Source organism: Fulvivirga ulvae (genome assembly GCF_021389975.1).
In the GTDB taxonomy this organism is placed as follows: domain Bacteria; phylum Bacteroidota; class Bacteroidia; order Cytophagales; family Cyclobacteriaceae; genus Fulvivirga; species Fulvivirga ulvae.
Genome location: NZ_CP089981.1, coordinates 6555354 through 6576443, shown reverse-complemented (window position 1 = coordinate 6576443; position 21090 = coordinate 6555354). Strand labels below are relative to the sequence as shown.

The window sequence follows — 21090 nt, the reverse complement described above, 5'->3', positions numbered from 1 at the left end:
GAAGAAATTTCAGCCCATGTTTGCTCTCCACCCCCTTGGCTGTCCCCCGACAGCCCCCGTACTGCAAGTAAAAACCACTGCAGTAAAAAGACACACGGCAAAGGTCTGTCGGGGGACAGACCAAGGGATTGCAAAGTCTGTCAGGGGACAGACAGGGGTAGGGGCAGGAGGCACAATTAACCAATTAATCAGTCATTAATATTTCCGGATAAATTAGATGCTAAAATTATTGAAGTTTTGCTGTCATGGCTATGTAGCTGTACCGGTTATTGAAGCGTGCCATAAGCAAGGGCTTTTTACGCTACTCGATAAAAACAAATACCGTAAACGCACATCGCTGATAAAAGAACTTAAGGCTAACGAAGGTTACTTCTCAATGGCGCTTCAGGCCCTGGAATCACTGGGTTGGCTTGAAAGCAACCCCAACGATGCCTATCGCCTGACCGATCGCGTGGACAAGTACCTGTTAAACCTTGACCTGGCATCGCTCTATACAGCCGATCCGGAAGCACTGCTAAGAAAAACGGCCTACGCCGCGGCGTTTGGTAAAAAGATTGATAAAATACTGCTGAAAGACCTGATTAAGAATACCCTGACCGCCAGCCTGGTGAGGGGTGCCATCCTGACGCCACTGGTTACAGGCCTGAAACAGGCAGGAGCCCAGGCATTGAAAAATGATGAAGACAACTTTGCCGAAGTACTCAGCGGACTCGACAAAAACCTGGCACAGTCCATCGAAAAACTGTTTGTACAGCAGGCATGGATGGATCCGGACACAAAACAGCTCACCCCTGAAGGCAGACAACTGCTGCAGGCAGAAGAGCTAAGTGAAATCGTAGCTTTCAGGCCTGTGCTTCATACCATGAGTGATTTGCTGTTTGGTGACGGCAAGCCCACCTGGGAGAACAAAGAAGCTGCACTCAGAGCAACACTTACCGGAAAACAAAACCATAGCTGTAAGCAAGATCTGCAACAGGAGATCATTAGCATTTTTGATCAGCCGGCTTTGGACCGGCAGCCGAGAGCTATTGCCGGCCTTGGCGATAGTATGTTGCTCAAAGACATTTACCGGATCATACAGGATCATACCCTCCGAGGCCGGAACCTGGAGCAGTACCCGTTACAGATAATAGCCTTTGACCGTGATGATGCCGAACTGGAAAAAGCAAGTCAGGCTTTAAAATCAGCCGGAATTGAGCATCAGGCCCTGTCAGGCGATATCAATAAACCCGAAGACATTTGCAGGGCCCTTAAAGGTGTGGGGTTGGAACCCGCAAAGGAGGTAGTCTACCTGCATACTTTTGCCCACCATGCCCTGACGGTTGATGCAAATAAAAACACTAACGGATCGCTCTCTCCGATGGCGGCCGGCCAGTTGAAGTACTACCTGGATAAGGAAGGACAGCTACTCGATGCCATGACCGTTTTAAGGCACTGGCAGCGACATTTGCAGGCCTGGGCAGACAGCATAGGCCAGTCCCGACTGCTGGTTCAGGAGGCCCATACACTGCCGGCCGACATAACTTTCGAGTATCTCGACCGGTCCGGAAATTTCTATATCGACACCATTCACGGCCTGTCGCACCAATACCTTATCGGTGCAGAAGCCTTTTTGATCCTTGCAGCAAACGCAGGCTTGTTCAACAAATACCAGGTTAAAGGATACCCGGAACTATCAAGCTATAGCCGGATTAGCCTGCACCACCTGACTAGAAGAGATTACAGCATCCGGTTTGCCACCGAAGGCGATATCAAAACCCTGCTGGAACTGGAAGAGCTATGCTGGAAAGAGCCTTTAAGGACTTCTAAGGCCCAGATACTCGCACGCATCAGGCAATACCCCGAAGGACAATTTGTACTGGAAAAAGAGGGAAACGTACTTGGAGTGATCTACAGCCAGCGCATAGCTAATGATGCTGAAATTGAAAAACATGATTCCGGCAACGTTCATGAATTACACGATCCTGCCGGAGCCATTATTCAACTCATCGCTGTAAACATACACCCGGACACACAAAACCTGGGCTACGGAGACCAACTGCTCGAATTCATGCTTCAGCGGTGCAGCCTTGTTCCCGGCGTGAACAGGGTAGTGGCAGTAAGCCTTTGCAAAAACTATAATGCCGGCGAAGACCTGCCGATTGAAAGGTACATTCAGCAAAAAGGCAGCAAGCAAGACCCTATTATGGCATTTCACGATGCACACGGGGCAAGAATTGTAAAGCCCATTGCCAACTATCGCCCGCTGGACTATGCTAACCAGGGCTATGGTGTACTCATAGAATATGATATCCTCAGCCGGGTAGCACAAAATAACAGGAACCGGTCAGCAGGTAACGACCAGCCATTGCCGGTTCAGGAAAAAACTCAGCTCAGCGAATCCCTTATCCGTCAATTTTTGAAGGACGCAGCAACCGGACTGCTGGATGTCGGTACGATCGATTTTGACCGCCCGGTAATGGAGACAGGCCTGAGTTCGGTAGACCTTATGGCACTGCAAAAGCAGATTGAAGAGAAATTTAACCAGCCATTGCAGCCAGGATTCTTCTTTGAATACAACAACCTGAACAAAGTCGTTGACTACCTCTCAACACTGGCGGCAGCTTCGGCTCCATCCGGTGTCCCGGCAAAAGAGAGCAGAGCACAGGCAGTTGATAAACAGCAAATCAGTCAATATTTACTGGAAAAAGTAAATGCCCTGCTGGACATCAGCATTACCCCGGCAGAATTTGACCGTCCGATCATGGAGATAGGCCTGAACTCTGCCGACCTGCTGTTACTTCAAAAGCAGATTGAAGAAAAATTCAATACCGAACTACAAGCCGGGTTTTTCTTCGAATACAACAACCTGAACAAAGTCATAGATTTCTTGTCAACCCAGACCAGTGCATTGACAAGCACATTACATGTGGAGGTCAAAGGACAGGAAAAATCAGACCAAACCGGAGGTGAGGATATGCTGGATACCGACATTGCCGTTGTAGGAGTTTCCTGCAAACTTCCCGGAGGCATTGAGTCTGCAGAGGAACTATGGGAAGCTTTGGCTTCTTCCAAAAGCATGATCAGCCCGTTCCCCAAAGAAAGGGGGCTGTGGCCATCCGGAGCAGAGAGACCGGGAGTAGATAAAGGTGGTTTCCTGCATCAGGGAGATACCTTTGATGCAGCATTCTTCCGCATGTCGCCCAAAGAAGCACAGGCTACCGACCCGCAGCAGCGTATATTGCTGGAGCTGGCCTGGGCATGTCTGGAAGATGCTTCCATTGTACCCGCCGCATTAAAAGGCTCAGATACCGGTGTATTCATCGGTGCCAGCAATTGTGACTATTACCGCCTCATGCAGTCTGCCAACCTGGAAACCCAGGCGCACCATGCCATAGGCAGCTCGCTGGCCGTACTGGCCAACCGGATCTCATATTTCTATGATTTTAATGGGCCAAGCCTGATCATTGATACCGCCTGTTCTGCTTCACTGGTGGCACTGCATACCGCCATCAGATCATTGCAGTCAGCGGAATGCTCGGCTGCACTGGTCGGTGGGGTCAACTTCATTTGCTACCCCGATCTGTCTGTTGCCTACCAGAGTGCAGGCATGCTGTCGCCGGATTCCAAATGTAAAGTATTTGATGCCAGCGCCAACGGCTACGTACGCTCAGAGGGAGCCGTGATGCTCATGCTCAAGCCCCTGCGCAAAGCCATAGAAGATAAAGACCAGATCCGCGCCGTCATTAAAGGCAGTGCCGTTAACCACGGAGGTCTGGGTGGAGGCCTCACGGTCCCTAACCCACAAAAGCAAAGTGAGTTGTACACTGCAGCCTGGAAAAACGCAGGCATATCACCTCAGAAACTGAGCTATATAGAAGCCCATGGTACCGGTACATCCCTGGGCGACCCTATTGAAATTCAGGGCATCAAAACAGCCTACAGCAAACTCGTTCCGGTTGAAGAAGCCAAAGCATGCAGCATTGGTTCAGTCAAAAGTAACGTCGGCCACCTCGAGTCAGCAGCAGGGATTACCGGCTTACTGAAAGTGATCCTGGCCATGCAGCACCGTCAGATACCTGCATCCATCAATTACAAAGACCTTAACCCCAAGATCCAGCTTGAAGGCACCTCTTTCCGCATTCAAAATGCCTTGCAGACCTGGGAAGCAGAAGCCCCACGTCTGGCAGGAGTGAGCAGCTTTGGATCAGGAGGAGCCAATGCCCATGTAGTGGTACAAGAATTTGCCACTGACACTAAAGAAACTATAGAGGTTGACCATAACCTGTTTGTATTGTCCGCAGCCAGTCAGGACAGGCTCAGGGAATATGCTGAAAAAGTTATTCACTGGTCAGAAAATGCAGCCGGATCAACCTCTTTTACCGATGCCATCTACAGCTGGCAGATAGGCCGCATGCCTATGAAACACAGGCTGGCCATCAGCGTAACAGGCTGGGAAGACCTGCGCCAGAAACTTCAGCAATGGCTGACAGGAGAGGAGAGTGCAGCCGTATGGACGGGACAGGTAAACCAGTCTTCCGGAGAAATACAGCAACAAGCCACATTACAGCTTACAGAAAAAGGCCTGGAGAAAATAGCACAACAGTGGATTGCCGGGGCAGATATTGACTGGACTCAATTATACACCAAAGATATTTTTGGAGAAAACCTGCCCAGGCGCATCAGCCTCCCGGGCTATCCGTTTGCCAAGAACCGCCACTGGATAGATATTACAGGTATCACACACCAGACACCTGAAAAGCGATCGGAGCAGGTGACCATAGTACAGCCGCAGGAACAGCAACAACAACCTGTTCAGCCTGTACAAATTCACATAGACAAGCCGGCGGCATCCGGCACACCTACAGCGCAAAAGTTTACACTGCCATCATTAAAAAAGCCGAGCAACGTCTCACTGGCTACACCAGAAACCCTGAAATTCAGCGATATCAAGGTGCAGGCAAAAAAAGTACCTGTCAGCCTGACCAGCACTTCAACGGGTATGGCCAAGGCAGCTCCAACCGGAGACTCCTATGTGAGCCTGTTTGACAACGGCAACGGCATCTACGAGATAAAAATAAATGACGGTAAAGAAAATAACCTCTCACAGGAAGTAGCAGCACAACTGGTGCATGCCCTCAAACATGTAAAAAAGGCATCAGCAAAAGTATTGATGCTGAGTGGCAACGGATCAGTATTCCTGCAAGGAGGGAGAGAAGCATTCAACCTGGCCATAGAAGAAAACCTGTATCACACCCTGGCATCATTTCCCTGTCCTGTTATCGCCATAATCCGGGGAGATGCCAGAGGTGCAGGTTTCATGGCAGGCGCACTATGCGATTTCATGGTTTGCAGTGAAGAAGGCACTTACACTTACCGTGTTGAAGGGTTGCTGCCCACTGTAAATGAAGAACAGTTATTAAAAGAACGGTTTGGGGAAGCCTTTGCCAGGGACTTGCTTTATCAGGCAACTGCACCATCCGGCAAAGACCTGAAAGCCAAAGGCTACAGTTTTCCCATTGTGCCCTCAGCTCAGGTGGAGGCTTATGCTTTAAAACTGGCAGAAGAACTTGCCAGGAAATCCGAAGCCTCTTTGAGCCTGCTCAGGCAGCATTTAGGCCGCCACATATTGGCCTGTACGGAGCAATTAATGGCTGCCGGCGTTTTAAAGGAGGAAAACACACAGGCCAATGGCCAAAAGAAACTTACATCCGGTTCCAAATACCTGAAAATAGAAAACCCTGCGGAGCAGATTCTCACGATAAGGATAAAGCAAGGCAGGAAGAAATACCAGTTAAAAGACCTGACCTCCGGCCTCACCAATATTCTGGGAAGGGTGGAGAAAAGCGAATATTACAAAGCCATTATCCTGACCAGTGACGACCCTGAATTTATATCAGTGGCAGATCAGGCAGGTTCGGCCAACGAGGTATTGCAACTACAGCAGTTGATCACCGGATCACCCGTGCCGGTTTTAGCCGCTATAGAATCAAATGCCAAAGATACAGGCTGGCTGATTGCCCAGTCATGTGATGTATGCATATACAACGAACAGGGCGTTTACATAGCGGCTCACCTGATGGAAGTCCCCGCTCTGGCACAAAGCGCCGCCATGATCTTTGGCCGGCGACTTGGCCACTATGTGTGCAAGGAAATATTACTGGCAGGCAAAGCATATACAGGCGCTGAATTAAAACAGCAAACCGGAGCCATAACCATAGCAGAAGATGCCCTGGCCGAAGCCATTCAACTGGCCGGGCAGTGGACAAAGCTGTCATACGAAGATGTGACAAGCTGGAAAAAGGAGAGGGCCGCAGCAACCGCCAAAGCCATAGAGCAACAGCCGGATTGGTTAGAGAGTGCGGAAGCCTTTGGCAAGCTGCCTGCGGCACCAACAGCTATTGACCTGAAATCACAGGTGATCAAAGCCACTATACATCCCGAAGGAATTGTTGAGGTGAAAATGGAAGACCGGGAAGCCAGGAACATGTTCTCCCCGGCATTTATGGAAGGGATCACTGAGGTATTCGGGCGCATAGCCCAAAAACCGGCCTGCAAAGTGGTGATCCTGACCGGATACGACAGCTACTTCATTTCCGGAGGCACCAAAGAAATGCTATTGGACATCCAGGAAGGAAAGATCAAGTTTACCGACTCCAGGATCTACCACCTGGCCATGGAGTGCAATGTCCCGGTGATTGCTGCCATGCAGGGGCACGGCATCGGAGCAGGGTGGTCCATGGGCATGTTTGCCGACTTCATTCTGTTCAGTGACGAGAGCCACTATGTAAGTCCGTACATGAATTACGGCTTTACCCCCGGAGCGGGCTCTACCATGATCTTCCCGGACAAGACAGGCTATGACCTGGCACGCGAAACCCTGCTCACAGCAGTGGAATACTCAGGCCGGGAGTTGAAAAATAAAGGACTGTTACTTCCTGTATTACCGCGCAAGGAAGTAATGGCAACCGCATTTGATCTGGCGAGACAAATTGCAGCCCACCCACGAGCTGCCCTTGTGGCGCTGAAACATCAGTTGACCGCTCATCTTCAGGCACGCCTGGAAGAAAACTATGCACTCGAACTGGCTATGCATGAGAAGACATTCGTGGGGCAGTCAGAAACACTGAAACAGATCCAAAGCAACTTCCATCAGGAAGGAAAGGTGCAGGCCACGCAACCCGTGGAAGCAGTGGCTCAGCATGCTTCCGTTCATGCCGATGTGCAGCCCGCCATCCTGGCTGCCCTAAAAGCCATGTTGGCGCAGGAGCTACACATGGAGGAAAGCGATATCGATGAAGACAGCCAGTTTGTAGATTTAGGCCTGGACTCCATCATCGGGGTAACCTGGATCCGCAAGATCAATGAAAAATACAAGATCCAGATCAACGCCACCAAAGTATACAGCTATCCGAACCTGAAGCAGTTCAGCAGCTATGTAAAAGAGCTGGCATTGCAGGCAGGTACCATTACACAGGCGCAGGCTCCGGTCGTTCCGCAAAATGCACCTGCTGTAACTGCAGACGTACAGCCCGTCATCCTGGCTACGCTAAAGGCCATGCTGGCACAGGAACTGCACATGGAGGAAAGCGATATCGATGAAGACAGCCAGTTTGTAGATTTAGGCCTGGATTCTATCATCGGGGTAACCTGGATCCGCAAGATCAATGAAAAGTACAAGGTCCAGATCAATGCCACCAAAGTATACAGCTACCCGAACCTGAAACAGTTCAGCAGCTATGTAAAAGAGGAAGCCGAAAAGAGCGGGACCTTACCCGTGGAGGTTAAACCGGCGCAGGAGAGTCAGCCTGTAATGGCACAACAGCATATCAGTGCTGAACCATTGACACAGAGCACCAAAGGTACTTCTGCAAAAGAAGAGGCTCAGGCTATTGCTATAATCGGTATGGCAGGGCAGTTCCCCGAGGCCAGGAACGTAGAGGAATTCTGGCAAAATATAGCCGGGGGCAAAAACTGCATCCGGGAAATACCCAAAAAGCGCTGGGACATTGACCAATACTATCAGGAAGGAGGGGCAACACCCGGAAAAACCTACAGCAGATGGATGGGCGCATTGGAAGAATATGACCTTTTCGATCCGTTGTTCTTCAACATTTCGCCATCAGAAGCGGAAAGCATGGACCCGCAGCAGAGACTGTTTTTACAAGCCTGCTGGCATGCGATAGAAAATGCAGGCTACAACCCCAAAGCACTGGGCAACAGCAAATGTGGTGTTTTTGTAGGTTGCGGACAGGGAGACTATCACCTGCTGTCAAGAGACCTGCAAATAAGTGCTTATGGATTTACCGGAGGTGATAACTCCATTCTGGCAGCACGCATCTCTTACTTCCTGAACTTGCAGGGCCCTTGCTTAACCATTGATACCGCCTGCTCATCATCTCTTGTAGCTATTGCCAATGCCTGCGATTCACTGGCTCTGGGCAAAAGCGATATGGTACTTGCCGGAGGTGTCTACATCGGAGCCGGACCGGATATGCACCTGAAAACATCGCAAATGGGCATGCTTTCACCAGATGGTAAATGCTACACCTTCGATCAGCGCGCCAATGGCTTTGTGCCGGGCGAAGGCGTTGGAGTAGTGATGTTGAAAAGGCTGGAAGATGCGGAAAAAGATAATGACAACATTCTTGGTGTAATTCAGGGATGGGGCGTAAATCAGGATGGTAAGACCAACGGCATTACAGCTCCGAATACAGAAGCACAATCCAGGTTACAACAGGAAGTTTACGATAAATACAAGATCGATCCGGCTTCGATCCAACTGGTAGAAGCACACGGAACAGGCACAAAACTAGGCGACCCCATTGAGGTTGAAGCCCTGGTAGAATCCTTTAAAAAATATACGCAGGAAAAAGAATATTGCGCTTTAGGTTCAGTGAAGAGTAATATCGGTCATTGCCTGATGGCGGCAGGAGTTGCCGGTATGATCAAGCTGGTCATGTCGATGAAGCACAAGCAACTGCCACCAACCATCAATTTTGAAAAGTTAAACGAGCATATCAGTCTGGACAACAGCCCGTTCTACGTGAACACTGAATTGAAAGACTGGAAAGTTGCAGATGCAGAATTGCGCAAAGCGGCTATCAGCTCCTTTGGCTTCAGTGGCACGAATGCTCACATCGTAGTGTCAGAATACCCGTCACCGGTAAGCGTGGCGGCTTCATCAACTTCTCAAAATGTTGATTGCATCATTCCGTTATCAGCCAGAACAGAAGAACAACTGAAACAAAAGGCCATTGACCTGCTGGATTATATCCGTAAGGAAGGGCAGTCGCTCAACCTCGCTGATATAGCCTACACCCTGCAAATTGGCAGAATGGATATGGGCCAGCGCCTTGGATTGGTGGCAAACAGCGTTGATCAACTGGCAGAAAAACTCCAGGCCTTTGTAGAAGGAAAGCCTGCGACCAACCTGTTTGCAGGAACAGCGAAACGCAATGAAGACACCCTTTCCCTGTTTGCCGAAGACATGGATCTTCAGGAAACCATAGACAAGTGGATACAGCAGAAAAAGCTATCAAACCTGGTTAACCTGTGGGTGAAAGGATACGAGCTGGATTGGAACAAAATGTATGGCAACACCAAGCCTAAGCGTACGCACTTACCGCTGTACCCTTTTGCCAAAGAGCGTTACTGGATTGATGCACAGGAAGCATTGTATTTTGCACCTGCTACAGCGGAGGCAGTGATCCATCCTTTGTTGCATAGAAACACCTCAACCCTGAATCAGCAGCGCTTTAGCTCCATTTTCAGCGGAGATGAGCCTTATCTGGATCAGGTGAATGGAGTGAAAGTACTGCCGGAACTGGCTACACTTGAAATGGCAAGAGCAGCCGTAGAACACTCATTGTCATCACCATCAGCAAAGATTGAATTGCGCAACATTGTCTGGGCTGAGCCGATGATTGCCGACACACAAAAGACCTTTAATATCAGCCTGTATGAGAAAGGCAACGGCCTGGTGGCTTATGAGATCAGCAGCGAGGCCGGGAATGAAGAAATCATATATAGCCAGGGAGAAGCCAGCCTGAGTCATTCGGAAACGTCTGGCCCGGTGGTGAACATAGAGCAGCTCAAAGGGCAAATGATACCGGGTGGGACTACCATCACGGATCAGGAACTTACAAACGTCCTTTTCGGAGAAACCCAATTTCTCGCCCGATTGAGTTTACCAGATCACACGGCGAACGGTCAAAGTGGATTTGGGCTCTACCCTGCTATTATGAAGCATACTTTAAGGGCAGCAGACATCTTCCGGAATGACCATCAGCAGTCGACACCGGTTAACTTAAGATCGGTACGCATCCTATCATCATGCACCTCCGCGATGTACGTCTGGGGGCGCTTTTCCCAACAGGCAGGTGAGCAAATCAGTCTGGATGTTGACCTCTGCGATAACCATGGCAATGTCTGCGTAGAGATGAGAGGATTGGCACTTAAGGTGAATGATCAGCAAAGCATACAGGCTTTTGTTGCCTCTGATAAAAGCTTAGGAGGTATCGAATCCTTCAAGGAAGAGGAAACCACACAACCCCTGTTTTTCAATGAAACCTGGGAAGCCCGGCCACATACTGCTACGGCATCTGTACCGGCAGACCAGCAAACCCTTATCTTCACGGATAAAGGTTTCCGCGAAACACTGATGGCCGAAACAAGCCATCCGTTATCCCGGGCAACGATAGTAGAGCAGAGCGGCCTTCCGGCAAATCAGCAAGAAATAGCCCGGATACTGAAACACCATGCAGAAGCAGGGAAAAACCTCCGCATCATCTACATGTGGACAAAAGGTCAGGGAGAGGCAGGCATTCACATGCTGTTTGACCTGTTCAAAGCCATTAAATCATCAGCATCAACCGTAGCACACGTGACCCTGGCCGGGCACTACGACCCTTCAAAGGCCAGCACCTGCTGGGATTATTCATGGATCGGGTTCGAAAGATCATTGAAACTGATCCTGCCCAATATTCAATTATCATTGCTGTATACCGATACCGGCACATGCACCCCGCAGCAACTGCTGGATGCCGCACAACACCAGGGTGTATTATGGTATAGGCACGGAAAAAGATACTTATTGTCGCTCCAAACATGTAAGCCCGGTAACACAACCGGAGAACCTGTACTGAAACAAAGTGGAAGTTATTTGATTACAGGCGGTTGCGGTAACCTGGGCTTGCAGTTTGCACGTTATCTGGCAGAGAATTACCATGCCAACCTCGTATTGACAGGCAGACGCCAGATGAATGCAGACATTGAAGCGCAGATCAATACATTAAAAGCGGCTGGCGCTGGGGAGGTGAGCTACCACACGGTAGACGTGAGCAGCGAAGAAGCTGTACGCACCTTGAAGGCGGAGCTGCCTTTTGAGATCACAGGCATAATCCATGCGGCCGGAGTAGAATCCTCAGAGCCATTTTACAACAGGTCAACTGAGAATATCAATGCCGTGCTGCGCCCCAAATCCATCGGCTCTATGCTGCTGGACGAGGCTTTTGATCAGCCTTCGCTGGATTTTATTTGCTACTTCTCTTCCGTATCAGCCTTCCTGGGCGACTTTGGTTCCTGCGATTATGCAGTAGCCAGCCGCTTCCAAATGGCCTACAGCCATTACCGGGAGCAAAAAGGACACCATGGCAAAACCATAGTGATCAACTGGCCGCTATGGCAGGAGGGAGGCATGGGCACAGCAGACTCGGCACAAACCTCATTTTATCTGAAAAGCAGCGGCCAGGAACCATTGCAAACCGCACAAGGTATCGGGATCTGGCATGACCTTTTGAAATCAGACAGGCTGCAAACCCTCGTTATGCTGGGCAAGCCATCTCGCGTAGAGCAGGTACTGAGAAGATCATATCAGGAAGAGCAGTCAGAAAAGACTGCGGTAGTTCAGGCCACAACCAACAGCATAGCAGGCAAAGGATGGAAACCTCAATACCAGGGGCTTTCACTAAAGGCATGCATCACTACCGATTTGAAACAAGTGGTATCAGCACTGACCAAGATCAGCCAAAACCAGCTCAATATCACAGAAAACCTCACCGATTATGGCTTCGACTCCATCAGCCTGAGCGAATTGGCCAAAAGGCTGACCAACCATTTCGGAGTGGAAATAACACCGGCGGTATTCTTTAGCGCCACTACCATTGATAAACTGAGTGAATACTTCCAGGAAGAGCACGCCGACCACATAGAGGCCTTTTACAGCCAGGCTAAAACCATGGTCAGCAGTGCCCCGGCAAAGATTACAACAAACCGGTTAAAAAGCCTTAAACAGGCTATTGGCCGTCGATATGCATCAGCGCTTAGCTCTGACACCCCAACCGCTGTTACCAATGAACCCATTGCGGTTGTGGGTATGTCGGGGCGATTCCCGCAGGCACGCACCGTGGAAGAACTATGGACATTGCTGGCAGAAGGCAAAGATGCTATAACCGAAATACCGGCCAACCGTTGGGATTGGCGCAAGTACTTCACCACGCCGGGAGATGAAAACAATACAATAACTACGAATAAAGGCGGCTTTATTCACGGTGTTGACGAGTTTGATCCCCTGTTTTTTGAGATCTCACCCCGTGAGGCCGAACAGATGGACCCGGCAGAAAGACTGCTCCTGATGGAAACCTATAAAGCCATTGAAGATGCCAGGGTTTCACCCGGCGAACTCAGAGGTCAGAAAGTAGGTGTGTTTGTTGGTATGGAAGAAGGGCAATACGACCTGATCACCGGAAAGCAAGGCATTACCACTACAGGCAATGCCATGATCAGTTCACGACTGTCATACTTCCTGGACCTGCATGGCCCGGCCATTGCCACAAATACCGCATGTTCATCCGGATTGGTTGCACTGCATCAGGCTGTCACCAGCCTGCGTCAGGGCGAATGTAAGTCGGCCATTGTAGCCGGTGTTTCATTGCTCATTTCACCTGACAGCTACGTGATGATGAGCGAGGCAGGCATGCTTTCACAAGACGGACATTGCCACACCTTCTCAAAAAATGCCGGAGGCATAGGCGTAGGAGAGTCCGTTGTGGTATTGATGTTGAAACCCTTGTCAGCAGCGGTTGCAGACGGCGATTCCATCTACGGTACCATCAAGGCCAGCGGCATCAATTTCGATGGCAAAACCAATGGCGTAACCGCTCCCAACGGAGACAGACAGGCAGAACTGATCGAAAAAGTTTATTCAGATTACCAGATCGACACCCATGACTTGTCATACATTGTAACCCATGGTACAGGCACCAAACTGGGCGATCCCGTAGAGATCAATGCCCTGGCCAAAGCCTTTAAAAAGCTGAACAGCGACAGGCCATCAGAAACAAAGCAGGGATATTGCGCATTGACTAGTTGCAAGAGCAACATAGGTCATACACTGGCGGCATCAGGTCTCGTGAGTGTGGTCAATTTATTGAAAGCCATACAGTACCGTCAGATCCCGGCCAGCCTGAATTGTGAGGAAGAAAATGACTACATCACATGGAATAACAGCCCCTTCTTTATCAATAAAGCAACCCGCGAATGGGACAAGGAGCAGGGCAAGCCATATCTTGGCGCCGTAAGCTCATTTGGCAGAAGCGGTACCAATGCCCACGTGGTAATTGAAGAATACCAGTCAGTGACAGAAGAAGTACAAACAGCACCTGTAACCCATTTGAACGAGAAAGTGGCCATTCTGCTTTCCGCAAGAACGGAAGAACAACTGCAACAAAAAGTCCGTGACCTGTTTGAACTCACCTCTTCAAAAGACAGTATTGACCTGCAGTCACTCGCTTACAGCCTCCAGGTATGCAGGGAAGAATTTGAAGTTCGTCTCGGCTTTCTCGTAAGTTCGGTAGACCAACTGGCTGAAAAGCTCCAGGCTTACCTTGACGGTGCAGAAGACATCGAAGATACCTGTCAGGGCAAAGTAAAGCGCAACCAGGAAGACATGAGCATCATCAATGATGATGAGGACATGAAAGAAGCGATTGATAAATGGATCAACCGCAGGAAACTTTCCAAACTGCTGGAACTTTGGGTTAAAGGCCTTACCCTGGATTGGAAGAAATTCTATGGAGAAAACAAACCAAAACGCATGGCCTTGCCGACCTATCCGTTTGCACAAGACCGCTACTGGATAGACGCCGCATCAAAAGGTCAGTATGAGCTATCGAGAACCCAATTGCATCCGTTGGTACATCGCAATACCTCTGACCTTTTACAGCAGAGCTATAGCTCAACATTCAGAGGCAGCGACCTTTTGGTGGGAGATTATCACTATAAAGAAAATACTATATTACCCGCAGCCGCTTACCTGGAAATGGCAAGAGCGGCAGTGGAAATGGCTATGCCAGCTATGGAAGAGCCTGCGGCCATCACCCTTCATCAATTGGAGTGGGCAGAACCCTGCATCGTCAATCAGGAACACAGCGTAAGGATCACACTGGCCGCTCAGGGCGATGAACTGGTCAGCTATGAGATCTTTAGCACGGAGGCAGGTGAGGAGCTCATCCATTTTACCGGATTTGCAGCCTTTACGCCTCAACCCGAAGCCCTGACCCTGGATGTCACGCAACTGATGAGCCATATGGGAGAAACCGTTGAGGTTTCCGGCTGGTATCATGCCCTCGAAAGTGCAGGTGTCAACTATGGCCGGTCGCTCCGGGCTATCAGTGCCATACATTTGGGAAGTGGAGAAGCATTAGTGAAACTAAAATTGACAGTCGCAGCCGAAGGTAATTTCATCCTGCACCCGGCCATTATGGATAGCGTATTCACGGCAGGTATGGCGTTGATCGCTGATGCGGAGCCTCTGGTACCCGTAGCCCTGGATTCAGTAACGACCATAGCAGCCTGCGCAGAAGAAATGTATGCCTGGGTCCGCTTCTCACCGGGAGCCAAGGCCAGTGACGAACAGATTAAACTGGACATTGACCTTTGCGACCTGCAAGGTAATGTAGCCGTGATCATAGAAGGTCTTGAATTGACCAACTTAAGTGCAGCATCATGGGTTATGAAAGGCACCGAATCAGGTACAGCCCTTTCATGGGATCAAGTGAGCTATCTTACCCACTGGGAAGAGCAGCCTGTACAAGAGAGCAATGTTGCTGTGGCTCAAAAAAATGTATTGATCGTGTGCGGAGATACCACAGGCTTTGAAAAGGACATCCTCGCACACTACAGGCAAGATGCAGAAGCAAAAACGCTGCTCATTCGGGTTGCGGATAAAACAAAACAGCTATCCGATCAGGAGTGGCAGTGCGGGGCAGATGATCCCGATGGTTTCAGAAGCTGTCTGAACGATGTTGAAGGCTTTGATACCTTATATTTCATCTCCATGGCAGAGCCAAAGGCAAAGGCCATTCGCCTGGAAAACCTGATCCATGGACAGGAAAGCAATGAAGTCCAGCTACTGCGTCTGATCAAGTACCTGAAACAAAGCAACAAGATCAGCGACAAAGTAGAGTCTTATGTGCTGACCCAGGATACCCACGCCATTCACCACGAACCTAACCAATTCACCGGTGCAGGTAATACCGGTCTGGCCTACTCACTGGCCCAGAGCAGCTATCAGTTCAGAGTAAGGAACCTTGACCTGTCATCGGAAGACCTGAAAACACCGGAGGGTCGCAAAAATACTCTGGATAGGATACTGCAGGAGCCGCCGGCAGACAGAGGCGAAGTATTCAAACTTCAATCTGGCAAGCGCTACCGACAGGTGCTGTATAAACTTAACTGGAACACGCAGAATCATCCTGCTATCCGTGAGCGCGGAGTCTACCTGATCGTAGGCGGAACAGGCACCGTAGGAAAGATCATGACGCGCAACCTGATAGAAAAGTACGACGCTACAGTAGTGTGGCTGGGACGAAGTGAGGAAACCTCAGAGCGTGTGCAGGCAGCTATGCAGCGATTTGACAATTATGCAGATAACCTGCTGTATGTTCAGGCAGACACTACTGATCCCGAGTCTATGAAGCAGGCCGTAGCTTCCATCAAACAAAAACATCAGACTATACAAGGAGCCATGTTTGCTGGCATGGTCTTCCGTTTTGAAAACTCACTGGACCAAACCACCGAATCAGAATTCAGGTCAATTTTTGATCTTAAAGCGCAGGGAAGCTGGGTATTCTACGATGCCCTGAAAGATGAGCCACTCGATTTTATGTGCTATTTTTCATCGGGACAGGCTTATTCCTTTTCCGGGGCATCCAAGCTTTCCGCCTATGCCTGCGGCATTACATATTCCGACAGCCTGGTGCATGCTATTCGCCAACAGGCAAAATTCCCGGTAGGGATCATCAACTGGGGATTCTGGAAGTCTACAACCGAAAACATCACAGAGACGAAAGACAAGGTGTCCAAAGCCAACTTTGATGCCCTTGAAGACCTCGAAGGTTTCAAATGCTTTGAGCAGTTTGTGGGAGAACTTCAGCAAGGCAGGATCCACCAGGTACTGTGTATGAAGGCATCGCAGCACATCGAAACTTTGATGAACTGCAACCGCGAAGACTACATTTCGCTTACAGGTGCTCCGGCTTCATCTTCGGCAACCCTGGATGAAAGTGAGATCGAGGTCCCTTATGAAAAAATCAAAAAACTAAAGCTTGCTGAAGAGAAGAGTGACCTGGAAGACTGGCTCGTGCAGTTGCTGTTCTGCCAGATCGATCAACTGGTGAAATCTGCCGGTTTGGATAAACCCAGGACCGTGTCAGGCCTTCGGGAGCAATGCGGGGTTTTAGATAAATATACCCCTTGGTGGGAGGCCTGCCTCAACAGGCTTAACCAAAACAAATATATCCAATGGAAAGGGGATACCATCACCCAATGGAAGAAGGTAGATGCTGAAACCACCTGGAAGAAGTGGCAGGTAGAGAAAGAAAAGTATCTGCAAAACCCGGATCGCAAAGCCTGGGTAGGTTTGGTGAACGACTGTCTTGAAAGGATACCTGACATACTTCAGGGCAAAACCCTGGCAACAGATGTCATCTTCCCTAACTCCTCTATGGAGAAAGTGGAAGGGGTGTACAAGAACAACCTGATGTCTGATACCTTCAATGAGATCGTGGCCAATGCCGTTGTAGCTTATGTACAACAAAAGTTGGAGGCAGATCCGAATGCGAGATTGAGGATGTTGGAGATAGGCGCAGGCACGGGAGGCACATCCGCCGTAATTTTTAACAGATTGCAGCCTTACAAAGTATCCATTGAAAAATACTGTTATACTGACCTTTCAAAGGCATTCTTCTTCCATGCAGAGAAAAACTACCTGCCAGATAACCCTTATATAACCTGTCAGCGACTGGATATTGAGCAGCCGGTTGACGATCAGGGTATCGAGGTAGGCACCTATGACCTGGTTATCGCTACCAATGTATTGCACGCGACCAGGGACATCAGACGTACCTTAAGAAATGCCAAAGCCGTACTTCATCAGGAAGGTTATATCCTGATCAATGAACTGAGTACCCCGGCACTGTTTAACCACCTGACTTTTGGCTTGCTGGATGGCTGGTGGCTATTTACCGATGCCGAGCTTCGCATGCCGGGCAGTCCGGGACTATACCCGGCCGGTTGGCAGCGCGTATTGGAAGAAGAAGGGTTCCCGGCAGTACTCTTCCCAGCCGAAGAAGCACACTTGCTCGGGCAGCAAATTATACTGGCACAAAGTGATGGGGCCATCAGAAGAAAAATATCAGTGAAAACAAAGGAGAAAATTGCACCGAAAACCCCGGCAGTGGTGAAAACCAAACCGGTACAGATACCCGTGCAGAAGCAGAAAGCGGTTCAAATGAAAAAGCCGCAGCCCGCTGCAAAACCTTCACTGAACATACAGGATTACATCCGCACCAAAATATTGAGTTGCTTATCAGAAACCTTGAAGATATCTGCCGATGGTATCGATCCCGATATAGCATTTTCAGATTACGGTATCGACTCCATTTTGGGAGTAAGTTTTATTAACCAGATCAATGAAGCACTGAAGATTTCGCTCAATACTGCTATTATTTTTGAACATTCTACAGTAAACCGTTTGAGCAAACACGTGATGAACTCCTACCAGTCGCAGATTGAGCCTGATATTGAAGCTCAGGCCATAGCGACTGTGGAGGAGGAAACGGAAACAGTATCGCAGGTGTTTGAAGAAAGAACTGCCGGCAGGGTAAATGTTTTGCCTCAAAGCAGATTTACCTTTAGAAATAAACAATCATCAAGGTTAGCAGGCACTGCCAACACAAAGGCTAATACCTCAGAGATAGCTGTAGTGGGTATATCAGGCATGTTCCCGAAAGCCGAAAACATTGAAGCCTTCTGGCACAACCTGGAACAGGGAATAGACGGCGTGGACGAACTTCCTGAACGCTACCTGGATCAGAAAAACTTTTTCAGCCCCAAAAAGCAGGCAGGCAAGACCCGTTGCAAATGGGGAGGAATAGTAGAAGACAGAGACTGTTTCGATCCGCTGTTCTTCAACATTTCACCGAAAGAAGCCGAATCTATGAACCCGCACCAGCGCCTCGTACTACAGGAAAGCTGGAATGCCCTTGAAAATGCCGGGTATAATCCCCGCACACTTTCAGGTTCCCAGACAGGTATCTACATAGGAGCCGAGCCTACAGGGTATAGCGGAGACACCTTTACCGGTTATTCCGATGCGATCATAGCCTCCCGATTGTCATACATTCTGAATCTGAATGGCCCGTCATTCGTAGTCAATACAGGCTGTTCTTCATCAGCAGTAGCCCTGCACCTCGCTTGTGAAAGTCTGAGGAACAGGGAATCAGACATGGCATTGGCCGGAGGAGTTAACGCCTGCCTGGAGCAGAACATGCTGATCCGTCTGGATGAAATAGAAATGCTCTCTCCTGGCGGCCGTTGCTTTACCTTTGATGAGTCTGCCAATGGTACCATCATGTCAGAAGGTGTAGGTATCGTGGTGCTGAAACGCCTTGACGACGCCATAGAAGCAGGGGATAAAATCTACGGATTGATTTCCGGATCGGGCATTAATCAGGATGGGGCCAGCAATGGCATAACAGCGCCCAACGGAGAAGCCCAGGAAAAACTCATTGTGGATGTTTATAAAAAATTCAACATCGACCCTGAGAAGATCAGCTACGTAGAAGCGCACGGCACCGGTACCAAACTGGGTGATCCGGTGGAAACCAATGCCCTGGTAAGAGCCTTCCGCACCTTCACGGAAAGCAAAGAGTTTTGTGCCGTAGGCAGTGCCAAGTCATACATTGGCCATACCGCAGCGGCAGCAGGAGTTATCGGATTGATCAAAGTGCTGTTATCTATGCAGCACAACAAAATACCGAAGTTGCTAAATTTCAAGACCTTAAATCCTTTGATCGAATTTAACGGGTCTCCTTTCTACATCAATACAGAGGTGCAGGATTGGGAGCCGTCAAAAGATGGGCCACGCATGGCAGCGATCAACTCTTTTGGGCATAGCGGCACAAATGCGCACCTGGTAGTGAAAGAGTTTATTCAGCCTGAGCGCAAGCCGGTTACGAAGAGCAGTGAGCCTGTAATCGTACCCCTTTCGGCAAAAACACCGGAGCAACTGATGCAAAAAGCTACAGCGCTTCTGAAGTTTGTTCAGGTCAGCCAGGAAGGTACAGCAGAAGTTATTGACCTTGTAGAAATGGCCTATACCTTACAGATTGGCAGGGAAGCCATGGAAGAGCGTTTCGCATGTATTGTGAATTCAGTTGAAGAGCTGGCAGATAAACTGCAAGCCTTTGTTAACGGAGAACGCAACATTCAAAACACCTGGGTAGGACAGGCCAAACGAAACAAAGACATCCATGCCCTGTTCAGTGGTGACCTCGACCTGCAGGAAATCATCGATAAGTGGATCGCTAAAAATAAACTGTCAAGCCTTGCAGACCTTTGGGTTAAAGGCCTTGACCTTGATTGGCTCAAATTGTATCACGAAGTTAAACCTCATAAAGCACATTTGCCATCGTATCCATTTGCCAAAGAGCGTTACTGGTATCAGGCAACCAAGGGAGGAGTACAGACAAAACCAACAGGATTGGTTGGTGCAGTCATTCACCCGCTGTTGCACCAGAATACCTCTGATCTTAACCAGCTAAGCTACACTACCACGTTTAGTGGCGAGGAGTTCTTCCTGGCGGATCATAGGGTAAATGAAAGCAAAATACTTCCTGCAGTAGCTTATCTGGAAATGGCCCGGGTCGCAGCCAACATGGCACTGCCTGTTCATGATGAACCATTCATTCTGGAGCTTCACAATACCGTTTGGCTCAAGCCTGTGGTAGTTGAAGGGCAAAAGCAGGTAACCATAGCCCTCTTTGAGAGTGAGGAAGATGGAGCCTTTGAAAAAATAGACTTCGAAATCTACAGCCTGGACAACGGAACTGATGACCAGGACGGAGAAACCATACACTGCCAGGGACAGGCCATATTCGGAAGACACGAAATACCGGCCAGACTCGACATCGACAGGCTAAGGGCACAAATGCAACACGGCACCATAGAACCTGATACGGTATATGATGCCTTCAGGCAAATGGGAACGGATTATGGCCCCGCACACCAGTGTGTAACCGCCGTATACATCGGAGAAAACCAACTGCTGGCCCACCTTAGCATGCAGCAGGACAGTCAGCATGATTATATTCTGCATCCTGCCATGATGGATTGTGCGCTTCAGGCATGTATAGGTTTAATGTTGGATCTGGATGATCTGCCATCAAGTCCGCTACTTCCTTTTGCATTGGAATCTGTGAGGGTAATTGCAGCCTGCACTGAAGAAATGCATGTATGGGCACGTTACGTTCAGGGAAGCCAGCCAGGGGATAAGCTCATCAAGCTCGACATTGACCTCTGCGATCAGGAAGGAAATGTATGTGTACAAATGCACGGGTTTTCATCTCGGTCACTGGATGGACAAATTGAGCATTCAACCCAAAAATCAATCAGTTCCCGGTCTTATGACGACGGCTTTTATAATAACATCATTGAGAAAATTTTGAACAATGAACTCACCGTGGAGGAAGCGGCTGAACTTGATTAAATGACCCGGTAAGTCGGAAGTGATCGGTGGTCGGTAAATAGGTGCTCGGTAGTTTGGGAAGT

At 49.3% G+C, this 21090-nt stretch carries 1 protein-coding gene; it reads left to right on the top strand.

Features of this window, described 5'->3' with window-relative positions; genetic code table 11:
• The first annotated feature begins 217 nt into the window (after positions 1–217).
• Entirely contained in the window at positions 218–21028 is a 20811-nt protein-coding gene (locus LVD17_RS26950; protein ID WP_233763270.1) for an SDR family NAD(P)-dependent oxidoreductase, read from the top strand.
• Positions 21029–21090 lie beyond the last annotated feature (62 nt).